General features: G+C 58.2%; 17 protein-coding genes. 7 read left to right on the forward strand and 10 right to left on the reverse strand.

The genetic code is table 11. The features are described from left to right. Positions 1-252: 252 nt before the first annotated feature. Positions 253-1590 (forward strand): TrkH family potassium uptake protein, encoded by a 1338-nt coding sequence (locus tag L6439_RS26620; RefSeq protein ID WP_168179167.1) that lies wholly within the window; start codon positions 253-255, stop codon positions 1588-1590. A 68-nt stretch (positions 1591-1658) separates the two neighbouring features. Here the strand turns inward: L6439_RS26620 and L6439_RS26625 are convergent, their stop codons facing one another. Further along, a complete protein-coding gene (locus L6439_RS26625; RefSeq protein WP_213469812.1) occupies positions 1659-3005 on the reverse strand; it encodes a solute carrier family 23 protein in 1347 nt (448 codons plus the stop codon). Positions 3006-3269: 264 nt separating this feature from the next. Between L6439_RS26625 and L6439_RS26630 the strand changes: the two genes are divergently transcribed. Then, positions 3270-4247: an aromatic ring-hydroxylating oxygenase subunit alpha gene (locus L6439_RS26630; protein WP_213469811.1), complete on the forward strand. Its 978-nt coding sequence runs from the start codon at positions 3270-3272 to the stop codon at positions 4245-4247. A 277-nt stretch (positions 4248-4524) separates the two neighbouring features. On the opposite strand, the gene L6439_RS26635 is transcribed toward L6439_RS26630, so the two are convergent. The 5 genes from L6439_RS26635 to pdxR form a co-directional block, all read right to left on the reverse strand. Continuing rightward, positions 4525-5034, reverse strand: a complete 510-nt coding sequence (locus tag L6439_RS26635; protein ID WP_168179164.1) for a CcdC family protein — start codon at positions 5032-5034, stop codon at positions 4525-4527. 571 nt (positions 5035-5605) lie between these two features. Continuing rightward, on the reverse strand, positions 5606-6817 hold the full coding sequence (locus L6439_RS26640) for a macrolide family glycosyltransferase (RefSeq protein WP_213469810.1): 1212 nt from the start codon (positions 6815-6817) through the stop codon (positions 5606-5608). 361 nt (positions 6818-7178) lie between these two features. Further along, positions 7179-9740 carry an ATP-dependent helicase HrpB gene (gene hrpB / locus L6439_RS26645; RefSeq protein ID WP_213469809.1) on the reverse strand — a complete coding sequence of 854 codons (2562 nt, stop codon included), beginning with the start codon at positions 9738-9740 and terminating at the stop codon, positions 7179-7181. A 170-nt stretch (positions 9741-9910) separates the two neighbouring features. Next, positions 9911-10420 carry a GNAT family N-acetyltransferase gene (locus L6439_RS26650; RefSeq protein ID WP_213469808.1) on the reverse strand — a complete coding sequence of 170 codons (510 nt, stop codon included), beginning with the start codon at positions 10418-10420 and terminating at the stop codon, positions 9911-9913. A gap of 6 nt (positions 10421-10426) precedes the next feature. Further along, positions 10427-11842 carry a MocR-like pyridoxine biosynthesis transcription factor PdxR gene (gene pdxR, locus L6439_RS26655; RefSeq protein WP_306434362.1) on the reverse strand — a complete coding sequence of 472 codons (1416 nt, stop codon included), beginning with the start codon at positions 11840-11842 and terminating at the stop codon, positions 10427-10429. 122 nt (positions 11843-11964) lie between these two features. On the opposite strand from pdxR, the gene L6439_RS26660 reads away from it, so the two are divergent. Together L6439_RS26660 and L6439_RS26665 are read left to right on the forward strand one after the other, a co-directional pair. Beyond that, on the forward strand, positions 11965-12618 hold the full coding sequence (locus L6439_RS26660; protein WP_213469806.1) for a LysE family translocator: 654 nt from the start codon (positions 11965-11967) through the stop codon (positions 12616-12618). A 152-nt stretch (positions 12619-12770) separates the two neighbouring features. Beyond that, positions 12771-13304 (forward strand): hypothetical protein, encoded by a 534-nt coding sequence (locus L6439_RS26665; protein WP_168182349.1) that lies wholly within the window; start codon positions 12771-12773, stop codon positions 13302-13304. Between the two features lie 25 nt (positions 13305-13329). Here L6439_RS26665 and L6439_RS26670 read toward each other — a convergent pair whose 3' ends face one another. The 3 genes from L6439_RS26670 to L6439_RS26680 all read right to left on the reverse strand — a co-directional run bounded on the left by L6439_RS26670 (position 13330) and on the right by L6439_RS26680 (position 17697). After that, positions 13330-14535, reverse strand: coding sequence for a hypothetical protein (locus L6439_RS26670; RefSeq protein WP_168182348.1), 1206 nt, complete (start codon positions 14533-14535; stop codon positions 13330-13332). Between the two features lie 167 nt (positions 14536-14702). Beyond that, entirely contained in the window at positions 14703-16496 is a 1794-nt protein-coding gene (locus tag L6439_RS26675) for a S9 family peptidase (RefSeq protein WP_168182347.1), read from the reverse strand. A gap of 205 nt (positions 16497-16701) precedes the next feature. Further along, a complete protein-coding gene (locus tag L6439_RS26680; RefSeq protein ID WP_168182346.1) occupies positions 16702-17697 on the reverse strand; it encodes a hypothetical protein in 996 nt (331 codons plus the stop codon). Between the two features lie 200 nt (positions 17698-17897). On the opposite strand from L6439_RS26680, the gene L6439_RS26685 reads away from it, so the two are divergent. Continuing rightward, a complete protein-coding gene (locus L6439_RS26685) occupies positions 17898-18731 on the forward strand; it encodes an MBL fold metallo-hydrolase (RefSeq protein ID WP_168182345.1) in 834 nt (277 codons plus the stop codon). A 111-nt stretch (positions 18732-18842) separates the two neighbouring features. On the opposite strand, the gene L6439_RS26690 is transcribed toward L6439_RS26685, so the two are convergent. After that, a complete protein-coding gene (locus L6439_RS26690; protein WP_168182344.1) occupies positions 18843-20135 on the reverse strand; it encodes an NCS2 family permease in 1293 nt (430 codons plus the stop codon). A gap of 519 nt (positions 20136-20654) precedes the next feature. On the opposite strand from L6439_RS26690, the gene L6439_RS26695 reads away from it, so the two are divergent. Both L6439_RS26695 and L6439_RS26700 read left to right on the forward strand, forming a co-directional pair. Further along, positions 20655-22073, forward strand: a complete 1419-nt coding sequence (locus L6439_RS26695; RefSeq protein ID WP_237096967.1) for an erythromycin esterase family protein — start codon at positions 20655-20657, stop codon at positions 22071-22073. A 71-nt stretch (positions 22074-22144) separates the two neighbouring features. Then, positions 22145-23605 (forward strand): erythromycin esterase family protein, encoded by a 1461-nt coding sequence (locus L6439_RS26700; RefSeq protein WP_237096968.1) that lies wholly within the window; start codon positions 22145-22147, stop codon positions 23603-23605. Positions 23606-23623 lie beyond the last annotated feature (18 nt).

Here is a 23623-nt window from a genome sequence, read left to right on the forward strand (position 1 = left end):
TTTTCCTCCTTTGTCTAATCCTATCGGCACATGGTCCCTTATACGGCAAAATGCGTCTGCCTTCCGCCGCCAAAAGCTTGCATTCCACCCCAGAGAATAGGAAAATGTTCAGTAAATCATGGCACGCTTGTTTACAACGGGAGCGGAGAACGATATACTAGTCTTCGTTTTACGTTCCCATCCGATTCGGCGCCGATCCGGCGTCGTTGCGATCATTATTTTTTCGTTATGGACCAAAAGGAGACCTTCTTCATGAACCTGTTGAAAAAAAGGACGCTGCATTGGACCCCCGCCCGCGTGCTGGTGACGGGTTTTCTCTTTATAATTACAATCGGAACCCTGCTGCTGATGCTTCCTGTCTCGCTGGCGCCGGGCCGTTCCATCTCCTTCGTAGATGCGTTATTTACGGCAACTTCCGCCGTCTGCGTAACCGGGCTGGTTGTCATCGATGTCGGCACGACCTTTTCTGCCTTTGGACAAGGCGTGATCATTTCCCTCGTCCAGATCGGGGGCATCGGATTCATGTCGGTGGCCCTGCTATTCTATCTGATGCTGGGCAAAAAGATATCGCTCCGCGAACGCCTTATCCTGCAGGAGTCGATCAACGCCAACAGCATGGAGGGGATTGTGCGCACGATTCGGCGGGTCATCATCTTCGTCGTCATCATCCAATCTTCGGCCACCGTCGTGCTGACGCTGCACTGGGGACAGACGATGCCTCTCGGGCAATCGTTCGCATATAGTCTTTTCCATTCGATATCCCTGTTCAACAATGCAGGCTTCGACCTGTTCGGCGACAGCTTCCAGCAGTTCGCCGAGGATGGGCTGACCAATCTCGTCGCCTTCTTCCTGGTCATCGCCGGCGGTCTCGGGTTCATCGTGCTGGCGGAGCTGTATGATTATCCGAAGAAGCGGCGGCTCTCGCTGCACTCCAAGGTCGTCCTGTCGATGACGGCGCTTCTCGTCGCGGGCGGGGCGGTCCTGCTCTTCATCTTCGAATTCTCGAACAGCAATACGCTCGGATCGATGAGCTGGGAAGGCAAGATCTACGCTTCCTTCTTCCAGTCGGTCTCGACCCGTTCCTCGGGCACCGTAACGCTGGATGTGGCGGACATGCGCCAGGTAACGCAATTTTTCCTGATTATGCTCATGTTCGTCGGCGCTTCGCCCGGCTCCGCGGGCGGCGGGATTAAGACGACGACATTCGCCATTCTGATGGCGGCCGTCTACGCCATGCTGAAGGGTCGCGAGGATGCCGTGCTGTTCCGCCACCGCCTGCCGAAGGATCTGATCATCAAGGCGCTGACGGTGATTTTTCTGGCGTTGTTCATGGTGCTGTCGGTCTCGATGCTGCTCGCGGTCACCGAGGATGTGCCGTTCATCAGCATTCTGTTCGATACCGTCTCGGCCGTCGCGACGGTTGGCATGTCGATGGGGCTGACCCCCGAGCTCTCCCCCTTCGGGAAGCTCGTCATCGCCATGACGATGTTCATCGGCAGAATCGGGCCCATGACGCTCGCCTACGCGCTCGGCAATCGCCGGGAGCAATCGCTCTACCGCTATCCGGAAGGGAAAATCATGATCGGGTAACAATAACCCCCGCTGCCATAAGGGCCAGCGGGGGTTATGTGCGTTCGGAATTCAATAACGATAGCGATCTATGCCGCCGTATCCGTTGCCGCTTCCTTGGCCGAAGCGGCCCGGCCGCCCGGAATGATCAGATTCAGCAAAAGCGCGGCGATCGCCCCGACGGTAATGCCGGAGGATAAAATATAGACGGCGAAATCAGGCAGACCAACCAGCGCGTCCTTCGGCAGGACCGTCACGGCCATCGTCAGCAGGACCGGCACCCCGATAATCATCATTGCGCGTTCATCGAGGTCGATCAGTTGAATGACCTTAAGGCCGTTCACGACAATCGCGACACAGACGACGCCGAAGATCCCGTTGATGACCGGCTCCGGAATGCAGGTAATCGCCGTAGACAGCTTCGGCACGAGGCCGAGCAGGAGCAGGATGATGCCCCCCGCCATAATCGCCATGCGGCTGCCTACTCCCGTCACCGCGATCAGTCCGGCGTTCGAGGAGTAGCCGGTCATCGGCGTGCCACCGAACAGAGCGCCGGCGAAGCAGCCGATTCCCTCGCCGGCGGCGGCGCGGTTCAAGCGCTCGTCCGTCAGCTCTTTGCCGGTAACCTGGGAGATGACGAACCAGGTTCCGGTCGTCTCGATTAGAATAATGAAATAGACAAAGACCATCGTCAAAATGGCGCTTATGTCGAAGACCGGGGCTCCGAACGGGAAGAAGCTCGGAATCGCCAGCAAATCCGCCTCGGCGACCGGCGTGAAGTCGACCGTCCCGAAGAACGAAGCGGTAATCGTGCCGACGACGATCGCGACGATGACGGAAATCAGGCGCGACACCGTGCCCAGCCCCTTCGAACGGCGGCCGAGCAGCATGCAAATAATCAGCGCGCCCGCAGAGACGGCGGCAATCAGCACATTGGTCCACAGATCGCCTTCCGCCCTATAAATATTGCTCATGCCGACAGGCATAAGCGAAATACCGACAATGAGAATAACCGTGCCGCCGACCAGCGGAGGGATGACGCGGCGAACCGCCTTGGCGAACCATTTCAACGGCATGCCCAGCAGGGCGATAAGCAGCGCCCCGGGAATCAGGCTCCCGGTCATCGCGCCAAGCCCCAGCTTGCTGCCGATGGCCCCCATGGCCCCGATAGGCACATAAGACGGCCCCTGAACGACAGGCAGCCGGAGTCCGAAGCCGGTCTGAATCAAGGTGGCGATGCCCGTCCCCAAAAAGCACATTTGAATAAAAAACGAAGTGTCCGACGCGCTCAGACTGAGCAGGCCGGCGATGACGATTGGAGCAATGTACAAATCCATCGCCAATACATGCTGCAAGCCCAAAATAAAAGCCTTCCCGACGCCGATCTTATCATCCACTCCAACGATAAGGTTGTTCGACTTGGTTGACGGTTCCATAAGTGTGCTGTTCCTCCCATTGCGGTTCGAATGTAGTCCTTGACGTGATATAGCTCACAATTCCAGATTATAAATTCAATCCCCCGATTTGTATAGATTATTCACGAATATTTTTTATGCTTTCCAAAAGATTGTTCGTGTTTCGGATTGACTGCATCGAATATATCTCCTAAAATAAGATAAGAATAGATTGATTGTCGAACTTTCGAATTAAAACTCTCATTGATTCATAACATTTCCATAAAAAGGGAATATACCAAGATCATGATCATCCAGGATGAAGTATTGCGCAAGGAGTGGATTGTCGCCTGCCGGGCGGATGAGGTAAAGGAGAAGCCGATTCAGGTCCACATCATGGGAGAGCGCGTCGTCGTGTTCCGCACGGAGGACGGCGTGCATGCGTTCAAGGATCTGTGCATCCATCGCGGAGCGGCATTATCGCTGGGCTGCGTCAAGAACGGGCATCTCGTCTGCCCGTATCATGCGTGGGAATTCGCCCCTTCCGGCGCCTGCGTGCACATTCCGCAGCTGCCGGCGGAGCAGGCCATTCCGAAGAAAGCGCAAGCGACTGCATACGGATGTGAGGAACGTTACGGCTTCATCTGGGTCAATCTCGGCGGCAAGGACGCGCCGTGGTTCCCGTTCCCGGAATATGAAGCGGAAGGGTGGCGCCATGTCGTCTGGGGGCCGCAGACCGTCGAAGCGAAGCCGCCGCGGATCGTGGAGAACTTCCTTGATGTCGGCCATCTGGCTGTCGTGCATGAAGGCTATCTCGGGGTGGAGACGCATACCGAGATCGGAGATTACCGGGTGCATCGGGTGGCGGAGGGCATCCGTTCGGAGGAGATCGAGATTTTCCAGCCGGATCCGGATGGAAGCGGACAAGCGAAGCATGTGTACTATACGTATGAGATTGCCCGGCCGCTCACGGTCAAGTTCGTCAAGCGCGACAAGGAGACCGGGCAGCGCATGTCGATTCTGCTGACGGTTCGTCCGCAGGACTCGGCGATGTCCGTTGCTTACGGCATCATCTCGTTCAGCTACGATCCGGGGTTGAGCGACAACGAGATTACCCGCTTCCAAGATATGATTTTCGAGCAGGACAAGCCGGTCGTCGAGAATCAGAAGCCGGAGGATCTGCCGCTTGACCTGCAGGCGGAGCTGTCGCTCAAATGCGACCGGGTCAGCATCGCTTACCGCCAATACTTGAAGGAGCTCGGGGTCGAGTGGGGAACGGCTTGAACCGCACTCGGGCCGCTGAAGACACACGTCTGGGGACTGTACAACCTGCCAGACTCTGCCATATTCCGCATCGCGAGGGGAGCGCTGTACAAGCGCAGAACGCTCTGCACACACGAAGAGCCCGCCCCTTCCCATGTTCGGGAAGAAGCGGGCTCCGTAGAGCCGTAACCTCGTGTATAGCGCTGCATGCCGGTGGCATGAACCGCGGGGCCGGGCTTCCGCATCCAGTTGCTCCGCCCCGGCGGCTCCGTTCCGGCATCTCCGTCCGCCGCCATGTCTACGTGGAGCGGTTCTCTCCCGCGCCGGCATCCGCAGAACCTGTCAGCTTCCGGTATTGCATCAGCATGGCTGCGCGCCAAGGAAGCAGCATCCCGAACGCCAGGATGAAGAAGATGGACGCGCTCTGCGTTATGGAGACGACCTGCTCCACGACATCATGCAGAATGAGCCGCAAAACCAACAACGCGACGATCACCACGATGAACATATTCGAACGCTTCAGGTAGACTTGCCCGTCGTTCACTTCGAACCGCGAGGTGCGGATAAGCGGGTACGAGAAGCATACCGCACCCGCCGCAAAAGCGGCAAGGCCCCATGTCCACGGGATCCGCATCGCCGGAACGATAAACATGAGAAAACCGGTGGCCATGCCGATGGGCGGCATTATAATCTTTTTGGCGGAGGTCGGCTTGCGGGAGGCGCGAAGGCGCAGCACAATGACCGCCGTCCCGGCTGCGAGCGATACAAGCAGCGATATCCATTGCGACGATACCAGGGCATGTGACATGGTCATTCACCTCGATAGACTGGAATAGAACCGCAGGGCACCCGCGTCGCCCTCGGCCGTCTATGACTTATTTTACATGAGTATGCCCTCGCTTACAAAGGATCCCCCTCCAGCTTCCCCCGCAGCCGGCGCATTCGCTATCCGCCCACTTGCGGCATCCCCGCACAACCGGTTCTGCCCCTTTTACCCGCCGCCGCCCTCTGTGCCGTACTTGTCCCGTGCAGCGGCGAAAGGGGCTGCCTCCATAAGCCGTTATTAGCTCGACGAGACAGCCCCGCCCCGGTCTCTGACGGTGAGCGATGAAAAAACTGCGAATATGCAGTTTTTCTTTATGACTGGCACTCTGTCACAGGACTTCCTGCAAACCTGCATCAATTTCGGGGTGTCCAACAGTTAAAAGACAAAACTCGATAAAAATAATGTATTTTTTCAGGATTTTAATCAAATATCGCTTCTAAGATCGAAAATTGCTGCTTTAACGCAGGATTTCACTGCACCCCCCCCCTTGTGTAACGCGAGTCGGGTCTGCAGCCAAGCTGCTCAACTTGTCGGTACATCTCCATCTTGCCTTTTATACTTTTGAAAATAAGGACATAATCCGCTTCGCGGCTTCGGTGTACCCGCCAGCGCTGCGCAAGGAATCCCCTACCCGCTTGGCATGCTCTCTATAAGATGATTCATTCAACACTTGCAGCAAAGCGGACTTCAACGCTTCAGGCGTAAGCTCGCTCTTCTTTAGACAAATCCCGGCTCCCAGCTCCTCTACCCGCTTGGCGACAATGGGCTGATCCGAGCTTAATGGAATCATGACCAGAGGCACGTCATAATATAACCCCTCGCTTGCGCTGTTCATGCCGGCATGGGTAATAAAAGCATCGGCTTGCTGGAGCACTTCGAGCTGGGGAACATACGGCTCGATGATGAAATGGTGCGGAATCCGGTCACCCAGCGAGTCGAGATCCGTATCTTTGCCGCAAGATAACACAAATTGCGCCGGGATATCTTCACACGCCTCAAAGAAAAGCTTGTACAACTCCACATCCTTGGTTAAAATGCTTCCCATTGATATGTAGACCACTTTATCATATTGCGATCGAAGCTGTTCAAACGGAAAGGAGGGGGCATCGGGACGCGGCGTTATGGAAGGTCCGGTAAAGATATAGCTATCGTCAAGCTTGTCCGACTCCGGTTGGAAATCGCGGCTTGTAAATACAATTTTAAATTGCCCATACTGGCGGGTAATATCTTCAATGGCGGGCACGGCTACGTTGCAGGCCCGCGCGACGCTCTGCGCCGCCTTCTCCACTCTGGCATAAAGAGCTTCCACATCTAGATCATCGGCCTCGAACACTTCTATCATGCTGCTCAGAGGCTCGGAAAAAGCCAGGTTGGTAATCGAGCAGATCGTCGGGATGCCCAACTTTTCCCCTAAAATCGCCCCTCCCCACCCGAACAAGGAGTCAAAAATCAGGTAATCAAAAGATTCTCCCTCTGTCTGCCTTAAAATTTCAGGAACATGAGGTTCAATAATGCCTCGTACAATAAATTCGGTGAAGTTAAGCGGGTGCTTATATTCCGTTGGATTAAAACCTAGCTGTCTAAATACGGTTTCATCCATTTGATAGGCTCGGAATTGCGCCCCGGTCCGGGCAAGCCTGGACCGATATTGTTCCGAGCACATATAGACGACTTCTTCCCCATTGTCGACCAGTTGCTTCACTAATCCTATCGTAGGATTAACGTGACCTTCTGCTGGAATTGTTACATATAATACACGCGCCACTTACTCCACCTCCAAAATTATACTAAAATAGGATATTACTCCATTTTCATTATAAAGGAGGCCGCTCGCGGGGTCAAACAACGCTTGACCCTGCCATCCCTGCGCCAGGGAACCGTTCGGTTATTGGAAAGTACTCTTTGTTTCCATCGGAGCGAAGGGGATATTAGCCAGGAGTACCTTCAAGGGCACTCACTCGGCAGAAACAATGAAGCTTCCTCAGAAAGCCTGTCCCCCTCCCGCCATAAGCGAAAAAAGGAATAGAAGCCCCGGGAATCTCTTTCATTCGTTCCCCGGGACGATTCTATTCCTTCTTGTGTCGTCCATGATCTGATAAACTGCCGGTTCGGTGCGCTCAACGCGCTTATCCGCGCGGAGGCTGCGGCCTCGTGCGGCGCGTCGCGATCGCTTCATGCGGATCATCCGGCCAATAGTGCTTCGGGTAGCGGCCTTTCAGATCTTTTTTGACCTCGAAATAGGCGTTCTGCCAGAAGCTCGCCAAGTCCTGCGTGACCTGCACCGGACGCTGGGCCGGCGAGAGCAGGTGCAGCGTCAGCGGCACCGCGCCCTTCGCGATTCGGGGCGTCTCCTTCCAGCCGAACACTTCCTGCAGCCGCACGGCGAGCACCGGCCGATCCGGATCGGTGTAATCGATCGCGATTCGCGATCCGCTCGGCACCGTCATATGGGTCGGCGCTTCCCGCTCAATCTGCTGCCGCTTCTCCCACGGCAGCAGCGCTTCGAGCGCCGCCGCGAGGTTGAGGCTCTGCAGGTCCGCCCGGCTTCGCATCCCGTAGACATGCGGACCGAGCCACTCCTCCAGCGTCGCGAGGAGGGCTTCCTCCCCGGCATCGGGCCAATCCGGCTGATGCCGGTGCATGAACTGAAGGCGCGTCTGCCATTGCCGCGCCTGCTTGGTCCACGGCAGCAGGGCGAGCCCTTCCCGGGCGATGCCCTGCAGCAGCGCGCGCTGCACCGCCTCCGCATCGGGGGCGGGGTGCGGCGCGTCGGCCAGCGTGAGCGCGCCCAGCCGAACGCGCTCGCGCGCGCGGACCGCTTGGGCCGCCGCGTCCCAGGCGACCTGCGTCTCCCGCACGAGCTGCTCGGCGAAGTGCCGCTCCAGCAGGGCGCGATCCAAGGCCGCCGCCAGCAGGATGCGGCTGTCCGCGCCGGTGTCGTCGAGCTGCAGGGCGACGAGGTAGGGCTCGCGCGCCAGCGGGGCGCTGCGGGCCGCGGCGGGAGCGAAGGCCGCCCCGCGCCCGTTCGCGAGCAGGTAGCGGCCGTCCGCCCGGCGCTCCGCGATGCGGTCCGGGTACGCGAACGCGGCCAGCAGGCCTGCCTCGGCGGCGGATGGCGGCGGCGCTTCCGCGGGGGCGCCGAACGCCCGGCGGTAGCGCTGCGCCTGCTCGCGCACCTGGCGGACGGCGCCCTCGTCCAGCCGGCCGCCGGCCGCAGCCGCCGCCTGCGGAGCGCGGCGGGCCGCGAGCGCCTCCAGGCGCAAGGACAGATCCGGGCTAAGCGGCGTCTCCGCCGCGCCCGGGTCCTTGCGGAAGAGGTCGCGCTCGCCAAGCAGCGCCGCCAGATCGCAGGCGGCGGCGCCGAGGCCGAGCGGCTCCGCCCGCGCGATCATATGCGCGAGCCGCGGGTGCAGGCCGCTCCCGGCCAGCTCGCGCCCATGCGCCGTCAAAGCCCCGGCCGGCGTCAAGACGCCGAGCCGTTGAAGCAGATCGGCGCCTTGGGCCAGAGCGGCCGCGGGCGGCGGGGTCAGCCACCGCAGGTCGGATGCGGCGGTGCCCCAGACCGCGAGCTCCAGCACGAGCGGGGCCAGATCCGCATCCAGAATTTCCGGCGTATTCTGCGCCGGAAGCTGGGCGTGGCGCGCTTCCGGCCAGAGCCGGTAGCAGACGCCGGGGCCGAGACGGCCGGCCCGGCCGCGCCGCTGATCGGCGGACGCGCGGGAGACGGGCACCGTCTCCAGACGCGTCATCCCGGTGCGCGGCGAGAAGCGCGGGACGCGCATAAGGCCGCTGTCGACGACGATGCGGACGCCTTCCACCGTCAAGCTCGTCTCGGCCAGCGCCGTGGCGAGCACGACCTTGCGCCCGCCGTCCGTCCCGGGCGCGATCGCGGCGTCCTGCGCTTCGGCCGAGAGCTGGCCGAACAGCGGGGCGATCCGCACCCGCCCGTCCATGCCTTGCGAGCGCAGCTCCGCATGAAGCGCCTCCTCCGTGCGGCGAATCTCGCCCGCGCCGGGCAGGAACGCCATGAGGTCGCCGTCATGGCGCTGGAGCGCCGAGGCGATCGTGCGGGCGACCGCCCGTTCAAGCGGCACGCTCTCCGGCTGCGGAGCATAATGCGTATCCACCGGATACGTCCGCCCCGGGCTATGGATGACGGGCACGCCGCCCAGCAGGTTGGCGACCGGCTCGGCCTCCAGCGTGGCGGACATGACGAGGATCCGCAGATCGCCGCGCAGCAGCGCTTGCGATTCGAGCGCCAGCGCCAGGCCGAGATCGGCGTCCAGATGCCGCTCATGGAACTCATCGAAAATGAGCAGGCCCACGCCCTCCAACGCCGGGTCGTCCTGCAGCATCCGGGTCAGGACCCCTTCCGTGATCACTTCCACCCGCGTCGCGGCGCTCACCTTCGTATCGAGGCGGACCCGGTAACCCACGGTCTGGCCGGGCTTCTCCCCCCTGGCCCGCGCCATATAGCGGGCCGCCGAACGGGCAGCCAGCCGCCGCGGCTCCAGCATCACGATGCGCTGGCCGCGAAGCCAGGGCTCGTCCAGCAGCGCCAACGGCACGCGCGTCGTCTTGCCCGCTCCCGGCTCGGCGACGAGCACCGCACCCCTGCCGTCGTGAAGAGCCTCCTTCAGCGCAGGCAGGGCATTCTCTATCGGCAATAGCTTCTGTTGCTCCACCATTCTCATTCCTTCACTCCAAACTCCATGTCTGATTCCATTCACGGCCGCGTCCGTCGGCGCCGCGGCCGCTGCAGGAGACGGCGCATGAGGCCGATTCCTGCAGCGGGGCTGTGCACGACAGTTCGGGTCCCAGACCCGTCTTCCCTTCGTCCATCAAAGATGAGAGACGGCTATCCCTTATATTCCGATCTCAGCATAGACATAATCGAGAGCGATTCAAAATGTTCTCCGTTGAACAGGCAGTCCCGCAATGTCCCTTCATGGACGAAGCCGACCGCTTCATAGACGCGGCGCGCGCGGCCGTTCCCTTCCTTGACATCGAGCCAAATGCGGTGCGCTTCCGTCTGCTCCCAGATCCATCGCACGATCAGACGCATCGCCTCGGTCCCGTACCCCCGGCCCTTCTCCTTCAGCGCGATGCGTTGGATGCATACCGATCGGTTCGGATCCGTCAACCCCGTCACAATCATGTACCCCGCCGGAGCGCCCTGCTTGCCGATGATTACGGCATGGAGCACGCCTTCTTCGGTCAGGGCGGCCCGATGGCGCTCCGCGGTCCATTGCCCGATGAACGGACGATTGTCCGGGTCGTTCTCGATCTCCCGGACGAAGGCCAGATCCCGCTCGTCCGTCGTCCGCAGCTCCAGCTTGGGCGATCGAATGATGGTTCCCTTGTTCATTCTTCCTCATCCTTTCACGAACCAGGCCTCGTAGAGGCGGCCGATTCCGTCTTCAATCTGCTGCTCGCTGACGCCTCCGAAGCCGAGCAGCAGGGTGGGAGCCTCGGTGCCCTCGCCTTCCCCCCAATAGTTCGAAGTCGGGTACACCTTCACTCCGACACGGGCCGCCGCCTGCAGCAGCTCCGCTTCCGTCATGCCATTGCCGGCGCGAAGCAGCACATGAAGGCCGGAATCTTGCCCGATGACCCGAACCTGCCCGCCCATCGTGCGCTTGACGGCAGCCAGCAGGGCCGCATGCTTTTTGCGGTAAATTTTGCGGATTTTCCGGACATGCCGATCCCAGTGCCCTTCCTCCATGAACCGCTCCAGCGTCAGTTGATGCAGCTTGGACGCGGTCTGCTCATACACGGCAAACTCGCTCCGGTACCGTTCCAGCAGCGCCGGCGGCAGCACCATATAGCTGACGCGGATGGACGGCAGCAGCGACTTGGAGAAGGTGCCCATATAGATCACCCTCCCCCCCGAATCCAGTCCTTGCAGCGCCGGAATCGGCTTCGCGTGATACCGGAATTCGCCATCATAGTCATCCTCGATGATGAGGCCGTCCCGCTCCTCCGCCCACTGCAGCAGCCGCAGCCGCTTCGCCACCGGCATGACCATGCCGCATGGGAACTGATGGGACGGCGTAATATAGACCGCTTCCGCGCCGCTCGCCTTCAGCAGATCGACGTTCAAGCCGTCCCGCTCCATCGGAACGGAGACAAGGCGCAGCCCGTGGTTGCGGAAGATCGCCCAGGCGCCGTCATAGCCCGGATTCTCGATCGCGATCGTTCGGCGTTCGCGGCCGATCATCTGGCTGATCAGCATCAGAAGCTGCTGAATGCCTGCCCCGATGACGACCTGCTCCGGTTCGCAGACCACTCCCCGCGACCGGCGTACATAAGCGGCAATCTGCTTCCGAAGCCCGGGCTCGCCCTGCCGCTCCCCGTATTGCAAGGCATCGACGGGCATCAGCCGCCACACGTCGTTCGACAGCTTGCGCCAGAGCGGGAGCGGAAAGCCGCGGGCATCGATATTGCCATGCCGGAAATCAATCTCATAATCCATGGCAGCGGCCGGATCGGCTGGCGGCGGCGCATCCCGATGGCGGCTTGGCGGAGGCAGCTCTCCGTCGCCCTCCAGCTCGCAGACGAACAAGCCCGCCCGGGGGCGGCTGTCCGCATAGCCTTCCGCCTGCAGCTGCTGATAGGCGGCCTCCACGGTGTTGCGGCTAAGATGCAGGCTCTCCGCGAGCAGCCGAATCGAAGGCAGCCTCGTCCCGGACGGAATGGCGCCGCTCAAAATCTGCCGCTTCATATACCGGTAGATCTGCTTGTATTTGGCTTCCCCCAACTGCTCGTCAATGTATGGAACCAGGTCCACCGTTAGCGCCCTCCTTCTGTACCCATCAATAACTGCAAATCTGTCACTTATCATCAGGACAGTGATTGCCTATGATTATAGCAAACTTTGCAAGCTTTGATTACCTGTAGAAAGGAACATCGTTGATGAGCATGTGGTTCAGTTATTTGCTGCTTGGCATTTCACTGTCGGCCCCGGTCGGCCCGGTAAATGTGGCGCAGATTAAAGCCGGCCTGAGAGGAGGGTTCTGGAACGCCTGGTGCGTCGGCATCGGCGCGATGTGCGCCGACGTCGTGTTCATGCTGCTGATTTATTTTGGGGCAGCCGCCTATGTAACGACGCCGCTGGCGAAGCTGATCATCTGGCTTCTAGGCTGCGGCGTGCTTCTGAAGCTCGGGTATGACAGCATCCGCGATGCCCGTTCCGTCATCGATACGGGGGAGACCGGCGGTTCACCCCGGCAAGAATCGGCCGGCTCGTCGTTCTTGTCCGGCTTCCTGATCGCGATTGCCAATCCGATGAACATCGTGTTCTGGATCGGCATCTATGGATCGGTTATGACCAAAACGCTGGAATCGTCGGGGAGTGGCCAAGCGCTATGGTTAAGCTGCGCGATTTTTGCCGGAGTGTGTCTGTGGGACTTCTCGGTCTCGCTCGTCGTCCACCTGAGCCGAAGAGCGGTCTCCCCGCGCCTCATGAAATGGATCTCGATCCTTGCCGGGTGGTCGCTTATCGGGTTCGGCGTCTACTTCGGGTATTCCGCATTTCAACAAACCGTTCTGCTGCTGCGCGGATAACGGGAATCCGCCCTTCTTTACAATCCGGCTGTTCTCCATGTACACTGGTCTCACTCGGATTATCGTGCGAGGAATACGATTCAGCTGCCCCTGCATAGGGTAAACAACATAAAACCGCGTATAAAAACAAGGTATCGGGAGGACGCCGCTTTATGACCTTTTATCCGGAATTGCTGGCGACGCCGTTCCATGGGATCGCAGCCGCCTTATGGATCGTCGCCGTCATCGGCATGCTCGCCGGAGGCTACGATCGCAAGACCGTGCTGAAGAGCTCGGCCGGAGCTGCCCTGGTGCTGTACGGTGCCGCCAGCATTTTCATTTACGCCGTGTCCTACGACGCTCACCACATGGAAGCGAGGATGCTGCAATCTTTGGATGACCTGCATGCCGAGACGACCAAGGATTTGCATCTGATCCGGCCGGTTGATCATATGGCCGCGAAGGTCGGTTCGTTCCGTGATGAGGACATTTACCGGATCACGGTCTATGTCGGCAATTATAATGAGAACAAGGCATTCGATGGCAGCCTCTATGTGAAAATGTATGATGCGCAGGGCAATGTGCTGGAAGAGAAGACATACAAGGAACTTCATCTTCAGCCGGGGGAGAAAAAAGAGCTCGATCGGATGACGATGGAGACCGAGGTCGATCGGTATGAATTTAGGTACGAACCTGATCTACCCTAACCACAAGCAAGCGGCACATCCGGAGCTACAGACCCGGATGCGCCGCTTGTTGTCGTTCGGCACGGTTCCGCCGAACGCGGGAGATGATAAGGTAGGGAATCCATGATATTGCGATGTACAGCAGCGCCGCCGTGGCGATTTCATCCCAGGCCCCGTAAGACGGCGTTCCCTCGTCGCCGCACAGGATGGCCCCGCCCACCAGATACAGGGCCAAGTTCAACAGCGGGTAGCTGATGAGCTGCATCCCGTGCCGGATGCTCACGCGTTGATAGAAAAGGAACCCGAACAGCAGCATGATGCCGGCGGCGATCGCTTTATAAGCGGGATGCCGGTACATCTCTTCCGTCAGATACCCTTGATCCGCGGCTGCCAAAATGCCGTACAACAGCACGCCCTGCAACAGCAGCACCCCGTATGCTTTCCAGCCAATCTTGCCGAACCGATACGTCCGTTGTGGTTGTGAATTGGATGAAGCGGACGCCCCCTCCGGGAGCGGCTCCTCCTCTTCTTCCGGCGCCAGACTCTCCACGTATTGGCGGAACTCGTAGTCAATCCGATGGATATCTTCCGGCCACGCCGCTTCCGCGCATTCCTGGCCTTCCTCCTCAAGCGGCTGCTCCTGTCCAACGACGAATAAGCCTTTCAGTCCGTAAACCGCCTGGCTAAAGTACAGCGGAATATGGCCGGAGCGGAACTGGGCCAGCCAGGCCAGGATATCGTCATTCCGCATCATCGGAACGGACAGCTTCCCGGGCTTCCAACCATCGCTGAATTCCAGCGTCAAGGTCCGCACCATACCGAACTGCGGGACCTGCTCCGTGAACTTGGACGGCTTATATAGATGGTATCCTTCCAAGACCGAATACCCGTACAGGACGCGCCGAATGTCCGCCAGCGCAATCGATCCCTCCCGCTTCCCGCGGGAAGCCGGATCCCATGCCTCATACTCTACCCGCTCCGGGTAGAGGCGGTATGTATCGCGATGGCGGTTCATCCATAGCTGCTGCGCCCACAGACGGACGGTGCCGCGCACGATGAAGAAGCCTGGCACGGCGAGCAGGAAGCTGGCGTATACCCAGCCGTTGCGCCACCCGTACAGGAGCAGAAACGGCCCGATCATCATCGCCAGCCCGACTAGGACGACGACGAAGTACACTTCCCACATCAAAATCCAATACCAAGGCTGAATCTTCGGCTGCCGAAGTTCATGAATGAGTTCAGTCGTCCTCAAGTTGTAATCTCCCTTCCCCAGACGATTCTATGTTCCATCATATACGCATGGGCGCAAAACATGAATAATACGTTCCTTACCCGATTTTTCCCCGGATCAATCAAGCCCGATTAAAAAAACTGTCCCCGAGCCATTGCGGCCACTTGGGGACAGTCTGCTGCTTGCGCCTACCCATGGTGGCGCTGCAGGAAATCGACGATCGCGCGATACACCCGCATTTCATTCTCTTTCTTCGTGAATCCGTGACCTTCATCGTCCAGCACGATATACTCGACATCGCGCCCTTGCTGGCGAAGCTGCTCGACGATCTGGTCGGACTCCGCCTTGACGACGCGCGGATCGTTCGCGCCCTGGATGACCAGCATCGGGTTCGTCATGCCTTCGAGATACGTAATCGGGGAATCCTTGATGAAGCGCTCTTTGTCGCGCTCCGGTTCGCCGACCCAACGCTCCATCATCGGCTTCCAATGCTCCGGAACCGAATGGTAGAAAGTGAACAGATTACTGACGCCGAAGATATCGACCGCCGCCCGGAAATAATCCGCATGGCGACCGGCCAACAGCAGCGTCATATAGCCGCCGTAGCTGCCGCCTACGATGAACAGGCGCTCCTTCGATGAGATGCCCTGCTCGAACAGCCAATCCATCCCGGCGACGCAATCGAGACGCGGGCCTTCGCCCCAATCGCACTCCACCAGCTTCACGAACGAGCTGCCGTAGCCGGTGCTGCCCCGGAAGTTCGGAGCGAAGATATGGTAGCCCTGGGCGAGGAAGTACTGGAACATGCTGCGGAATTGCTTGCGCTCCGCCGCCTGCGGACCGCCATGCGGCCAGAATATCGTGTACCCGTTGGCCGCTTCGGCCTTCGCCCGGAACAGCAGCGCTTCTATCTCCATCCCGTCGAAGGAGGAATAGGTGACGACCTCTGGCTCTACCATCTGCTCGGGCGTCAGCCCGGTCGGCAGGTTCCGGGTCAACTGCTTCCAGCCCCTGTCCGCTTGCTTGTAAATATTCGCCGGAGATGCGGCTCCGCGGGCAAGCAGGTAGACGGTGCCCGATTGGGCGACATGAATCTGGTCGACCAGCGAGTTCGGAAGCTCCATCGGCTCCAATTCACGCGCATCCAGCGAGAACCGGTACAGGCGATCCTCCACGCCTTTTTCCGTAACGAAGTAAAGCGTCCGGCTGTCCTTGTGCCACTTGATCTCGACGATGCCTTCCCGCGGAATCCGGCACAGCTCGGAAAACTGGCGGCTCGGAATATGGTAGGATGCGGCGTAGGCATACTCCGCCTTGTAATCCGTGGCGAAGACAACCGTGTCTTCATCCACAAAGATGGCGCGGCTGCTTCGGTGAACCTCGCCTTCTTCGGCGGGTACCATCGGAAGATCGCCTTCTTCGGTGCGGACATAGAGGACGCGATAGGTATTGCTATAGGACTGGCCGTAGACGAAGCGGCCCTCGCCCGGACTGACCGCCTCCAGATCCGTTGCCGCACCCTGTCCCTCAATCAGAAGCTCGTCCTGCTTCGTCCGCAAATTGTATACGCGGCTGTTCAAAAAATTCGGATTATTCCGGCTCGTGCAATAATATAATCTCTCCCCGTCCTCCGACAGATGGGCGAAATACATCTTGTCCTTCTCATCCGCCTCGAACAGCGGTACCGGCTTGCCTCCGGCCGGCGGAAGCGCATAGATGTGGTAATTCTCGTCTCCGTCGCGATCGAAGCCGCACAAAATATGGCGCTGCTCCGGGTCGATGGCAATGAAGCTGCTGACCTGATTGATATACGTCAGCGGGTAAGGGAAAGCGGTCCCCTCCATCTCTATCGCCCACAGATTGTAATGGCCGTTCAGGTTGCTGCTGAACACGATTCGGCTCTCATCCCGGCTGACCGCGAACTGGCGAATGACCGTCGTCTGGAAATACTGCTCTACATCCGGCTTCGGAAACTGCAGCATCATAACCCCTCCTTCTTGGCGCCAAACCGGGAAAGTTGAATGGGGTTCCAAAGTTTGGCATATGAATACGTCCATCATATCCCGATTTCCGCTCCCGTGTAAAGTGGGCCTTCTCATGGCACAGGCCGCTCCAGCCCTTACAAATCAAGAAGGCCGCTCCGCCGGCTCATGACGAGCCGGGCGGGCAGCCCATTCCATGGTTGTTTTATTCTGCTATGCCTTTCACCGGCTGAATTTGAATGGCTGTGACCTTCCCTGAGGAAGACATGATTCCGTATATCGACGGCTGGCCTTTCTTCGTGTATTCGAACATATTCGGATAGTCCGGACTCCAGGACACGGAATACCCTTTCATGTCGATTCCCGCAATTTTCTTGACGACGGGCGATACGGCGGCAATCTTCTTCTCGTTGCTCATCTTGTTCGCCATTATTTCCATTTGATCATAATCAATGGGCTTGTTGTCAATGAGAGAGACGCTCCATATTTTTCCCGTCTTTGTCCCTACGACAATGGAAGCCTTCCCGTCACCGTCGCTGAACATCCAGACATCTCCGTCGACGGCTCTCGTGCGAATGGCCTCCGTCAGCTTCGGAGCGGACACGCCCGCGGCTTTCGCCATCTCTTTGAGCGCTTCCTGCGCCCGGGCCAGCGCCTTTTTATCGGCTTGGGCCGCCGGATATTCAATCGCGGCGAAGGTAACGGCGCCATTGGCGACCGCTACGCTGGCATCATCGCTATTAATATAATAAGTGATGCCCGTTTCTGCGGCCTCTTTCGCTTTTACGGCATCGGTAAATTTGAATTTTTTCTTTCCGTCCAATGCTTTGAGCGCCTTCTCCGCGGCTTGTTTTACCTTGCTCGGCACTTCCGCATAGGAGACGGCCGCGCTGACGTACAATGAATTATCGATATCCTCGATAAGGAAGCTGGCATAGTCGTGCTCGTTCTCGCCGGCAAGAAAAATCATCTCACCGGATTGATAAGCATGGATCAGTTCAATCTCTTTCCCCGCGAGCTTCTTCATTTCCTGCTGCACCCGCGTAAGGAGCGCATCATCGATATCCTCCATATTCAGTTCAACGCTCTCTTCTTCCCACTCCCATTCCTCGGCGGCCAGCGCATGCGCCGGTACAGCGCTTAGCAGCAATGCGGCCATCCACAGCGGCGCGATCCATTTGACCCACTTGGTCCATCTCATCGTCGTGTCTCCCCCTATGTATTATTGGACATGGAACAGGGACGCCGTTCGCCCCTGACAGCCCTCCTAATTATACGAAGGAAATACAGGATTAGACAATGAATATTTGTTCATTGTATGATTTTATAGAGAATAGTGAAACCCGCGGATATATAAGAACCATGCAGGCAACTCGTATGGAAGAAGAAGGAGGGACTCGTATGGCTGGAGGAAGCGCTGCTTCCACAGCGGATGGCCGTGCCTTACATGATAATTGGTACCAGGTCGATCCATTGGACAAGAGGACGTATGTGATTCACGAACCCCGCTATTATCAAAAAAATAATGTCTTTCTTCTGATCGGGACCGATCGGGCGCTGCTCTTTGATTCCGGTTCGGGAAAAAGAACGATCGCCCCGCTTATCAGACAGCTCACCCATCTGCCGATAATCTTGTTTAATTCCCACGCTCATTTCGATCATATCGGCAATAACCACGAGTTCAAGCATATCGCGCTGACCGACCTTCCCATCAACCGGGAGCAAATGAAAAACAACCTGTTCACCCCGCACTGGCGGTTACGGTTGTCATTCAAGCGGTATTCCTTCCCCATTCAGGAATGGTATAAGGCGGGGCAGACGATAGATTTAGGGAACCGGAAGCTCCATGTGATTCCATTGCCGGGGCATTCCGCGGATCATGCCGGATTGTTGGATGAGGAGAACGGGTATTTCTTTGTCGCGGACGCCCTGTATCACGGTCCTCTCGTAGCCAATCTCCCTACCGCCCACATTCCGGACTACGCGCGAAGCGCGCAGGCGATGATCGACATCTATGCCGGTCACAAGATATTGGGGAGTCATTTCCTGCCTGCTCCCTTCATGGGCCAACGTCATCTCCTGGATCTGAAGGCCGCATGCGGGCAAGCGCTCGGCTCCCCGCGAAGCTGGGTCAACCGGCTCAAGCCCTTTCTCCTCTTCAAGCACGGTACGGTTACATTGCAAGTGAGCCATGCGGCCTTAAAGGAGCGAGACCGGGGGCCGGCCCCGGCATAGACACCGGCCCGTCACCCCTGGAGTCCTAATGGGCCTGCCGCTTCCTTCATAGGAACGGCGCTATCCAAGGCAGCATCCGGGGCGAGAGCTCTTTATAACCATCAGTCAGGCTCAATGCGCCGGGAAAAATACCATCTGCAGCGCGAAAATGACGCCGAAGACATAGAGAATCGGGTGCACGTGCCGGCCTTTGCCGCTGAACAGCTTGATGAGCGGATAAGTAATGAAGCCAATCGCGATGCCTGTCGCGATGCTGGAGGTCAGCGGCATGCTGATCATAATCGCGAATGCCGGGAACGCATCATCGAATTGCTTCCACTGAATGCGGGCCAGCCCCTCCATCATGAAGCAGCCGACAATGATGAGCACCGGAGCGGTAATGGCCGGGAGCGAAGAGATCGATTCGATCACCGGCGAGAAGAAGAGCGACAGGAAGAACAGCCCGGCGACGACAGCCGAAGTCAAGCCGGTGCGCCCCCCTGCGGCCACGCCTGCCGATGATTCCACATAGGCGCTGGACGGTGTCGTTCCCATCAGCGACCCTGCCGTCGTCGCCATGGCGTCGGCCAGCAGCGCCTGCTTCGCCCGCGGAAAAGAGTTGCCCTTCATCAGGCCCGCCTGCTCAGCGACCCCGATCATCGTGCCGGTCGTGTCGAAGATCGTCACCAGCAGGAAGGCAAAGACGACCGTGTACAGTCCATGCGTGAAGACGCCCGAAATATCGATATCGAACAACACCGGGGCCGCAGGCAGCGCAACGACACCCGTGAACTTCATCAAGCCCATGAAGTAACCGATGACGGCAGTCATCGCCATGCCGATAAATAAAGCGCCGTGCACCTTGCGGGCCATCAGGATAAGCGTAATGAACAGGCCAGCCAGCGTCAATATCGTGACAGGCTGGTGCAGATCGCCGAAAGCGACCATCGTCGATTCGCTGGCTACCACAATGCCGGATGATTTCAAGCCGATAAAGGCGATGAATAATCCGATGCCTGCCGTGATGCCGAACTTGAGCGGCGCCGGTATCGACTCAATCAACGTCTCGCGCAGCTTCGTAAAGGTAAGCAGCAGGAATAGAATCCCCGCCAGGAACACCGTTCCGAAGACAGTCTGGTAGGTAACGCCCTGCGAAGCCACCACGGAGGTGAAGTAGGCATTCATTCCCATGCCCGGCGCGACGGCGATCGGATGATTCGCCGCGAGAGCCATGGTCAATGTTCCGATAATGGCGGAGATGACCGTCGCCGTGAACACCTGTTGAAACGGCACCCCTGCCCCCGACAATATCGCCGGGTTGACGACAACAATATATACCATAGTCAAGAACGTGGTTAGTCCCGCTGTCATCTCGGTGCGGACATTCGTGCCATGTTCTTTTAATTTGAACCACTTTTCTATCATGAACTCTGCTCCTTCCTTGCCTTGCGCCTTGCGCACTTTCGTATCCTAGTCCAAAGCCGATTTTTTGTCAATGATATTGTCGATTCATTCGCCTTTTCGTCGAAAATTGCCCGGGAAATGCTATTTTTTCTAATCTCTCCATCCCGAAAACGAACAATATATCGATACGGAACTCATTCCTCACATTTTGCTGGCCAGACTCGTCCTCTGTTGAAAATGGTTAGTCTAGTATTCCATAGCGCAACGCAAATCCATTCATTTCGTAATGTATACTATCATATTCTCTTTGGCCCGCGGCCACGTTCCTATCCGGTTCGTACGACCTCCAGGGCGCGCCGCTCACCCCCAAGATCGCTCCGTTCACCGCATAAATAAGGCGGCCGCATCCATTCCGTTATAAGATGAATGCGTCACATCGGGAGCAAAAATGGCCAATGGCAACACGCCGGTCCTCGTGACCCTGATTCATATGTAAAAGCAGTATAGATACTTATAGGGAGAGATGATATTTTGAAACCTATGATGACAAAATGGACCAGACGTTCCATACAGCTATTCGCCGCATCCGTGATTTCTCTAAGCGTCCTGTTCTCTTGGGCACCGGCCGCACATGGAGAAGCCAACCCGGCTGCGGACGCATCGACGGCCGCCGTCAAGGGCACCGCATCGACCGAATTCAGACAGCAATGGGAAGATTGGCTCCGCACGAATGCCTATGCGCTGGATACGATACAACCTGCCGCGACGAAGGACGGCCAGCCTGCCGAAGGCAGCTTCGCCGACCTGGATATGCTGAAGCCGCTGCTGCTCGACAAGCGCATCGTCTATCTCGGCGAGAGCTCGCACGGAGTCGCTGAGTTCAACTCGGTCAAGACGCGGTTGATTCAATTTCTCCATCAGGAATTGGGCTTTAACGTCATAGCCTTCGAATCGCCGCTGGGCAATGCGGCAACCGCCTTCGGCAACGTGAAGACGAAGACGCCGGAAGAGATCCTGAAGACATCCATTTTCCCGCAATGGCATACGAAGGAGACGCTGCCGCTGTTCCAATACATGAAGGAAACTCAAGCTACGGAGCAGCCGCTCCAATTGGCAGGCTTCGATATGCAGCCGATGGGGCCGATTCTGGCCGGGGATTGGATGAAGGATGAAGATCTCAACGCCCGATATACGGAAGCCGAACGCTCACTGTGGAAGTGGATGAGCTCGGAAGATCTGGCAGCCTTCGCAAAAGAAAAACCTAATTTGTTGAAATTGTACCAGGATATGAAGGCAAAGGTGTCCGAGCAGGAGAAGACCTTGGCGAAGCAGTACCCGGACAACCCGCATCTGATTGCGATGATGAACCGGATGCTCGATGATCGCATCCGCCTGATCGACGAGTACATTGAGCTTAGTATCAAAGCGAATGTGACGGCCCAGGAAGGCGACTATTCCGGCATGATGAAGATGATGGAATGGCGCGACCAGGCGATGGCCGACAACCTGCTCTGGATGGCGACGGAAATCTATCCGACGGAAAAGATTATCGTCTGGGGCCATAACACGCATATCAGCAAGGCGACTTCGCGGATGGAGCAATCGTTCATGCCGGAGGGCCGCTTCATGGGCGAGCTGATGCAGAACACGATGTTCGGGCCGTACAGCTACACGATCGGCCTGTATATGGGAAGCGGAACGAGCGCGGACAATCTGGGAGAGACCTTCGAGGTGCAGCCGCTTCCGGCCAATTCGATCGAATCGTTGATGAAGTCCGCGAACCGTCCTTATACGTTCGTCGATCTGCGCTATGCGGAGAAGAGCCCCGGCAGCTCCTGGATGAGCGAGCCGCGCTCCGCCCTCTACTTCGGCATGCTGCCGGAAGTCTTCGTGCCTCGGGAGCAGTATGACGGCATCTTGTATATTGATCAGGTAAAAGCACCGGCATTTCTCAAATAACGGCCTTATACATGGAATGTGAAGATAGAAGATGGATTACTTATGGACTTCAGGAGGATATGACCTTGACTATGACGATATCGGATTGGACACGCAAGGGAGCCGCTGTGCTCCTCGCCTCCGTGATTGCCTTCGGCACGCTGCTCTCCTTCGGAGCGACGGCGCACGGGCAAGCCGCAGGGGGAAGCACGCCAGGAGAGGGCCAGGCGGGAGCGCAGGCCTCAGCCGGCACGGCGGCGGCCCCGGATCGGGCCCGTACGAGCACGGAGGCCCGTCAGGATTGGAAGCAGTGGATGAAGGAGCACGCCATCGCGCTCGATTCCATCCAGCCGGAGGCAGCCCCGCAGGCCCGGATTCCTGCCGAACGCTTCGCCGATCTGGACGCGCTGAAGCCGCTGCTGGAAGACAAGCGCATCGTCTACCTGGGCGAGAGCTCCCATGGCGCGGCGGAATACAATTCGGCCAAGACGCGGCTGATTCAATATTTGCATCAAGAGCTGGGCTTCAACGTCGTCGCCTTCGAGACGAATCTCGGCAATGCCGCCTCCGCGTACGGCCATATTCGCGCCCGGGAGCCGGTCGCGACGATGAAGGATTCGATCTTCCGCGTCTGGCAGGCGCAAGAGACCGTACCGCTTTTCCAATACATCAAGGATGCGCAAAACACGAAGACGCCGCTGGCGCTGGCGGGCTTCGATATGCAGCCGCAGGGAGCGCTGTTCACGGGCGAGTGGATGGGCGATGCCAAGCTGGCCAAGCAATTCCGGGAAGCGGAACAAGAGCTGGATGAGTGGGAAATGACCGAAGATCCGGAAGGTTACCGCAAGGCGAAGCCGAAGCTGCTGAAGGTGTACCAGCAGGTGCGGGCGCTGCTGCCGAAGCGCGCCGAGGAGCTGCAGCGGCAGTATCCGGACAATCCGCATATCGTCAAGCTGATGGAGCGGGCCCTGGACAACCGGATTCAAGTCGTCGAGGAGTATATGGAGATTTCGATTCATTCCTCCGCGTTCCTGAACGGAAAATCGATGGACTACATGTCGGTGATCAAATCCTCGGAATACCGCGATCGGATGATGGCCGACAACCTGAGCTGGCTTGCCACCCATGTCTATCCGAACGAGAAGATTATCGTCTGGGCCCATAACGGCCATATTGCCAAAGCATACTCGCAAGAGATGAATTCGCTGCCACGCGTCCATATGGGCGAATGGATGCAGAAGACCGAATTCAAGGATCAAAGCTACGTAATCGGCTTGTATATGGGCGGCGGCCGCAATGCGCATGTCGCCGGAGGCGCTTCCGACGTGCTTCCTCCAATGCCGCATTCGGTCGAGGAAGTGATGAAAGGGGCAGGGCATCCGTTCGCCTTTGTCGACCTGCGCTATGCGAAGCGCGCGCCGGGCAATTCGTGGATGACGCAGCCGAACATCTCCTACTATGACGGCGTCATGCCGGTCAGCAGCGTTCCGGCGCAGCAGTTCGACGGCATCCTGTTCATCGATCAAGTAAGCGAGCCGGATTATTTGAAGTAATCCCCGATCAGCGCAAGG

Source organism: Paenibacillus dendritiformis, from assembly GCF_021654795.1.
GTDB lineage: Bacteria > Bacillota > Bacilli > Paenibacillales > Paenibacillaceae > Paenibacillus_B.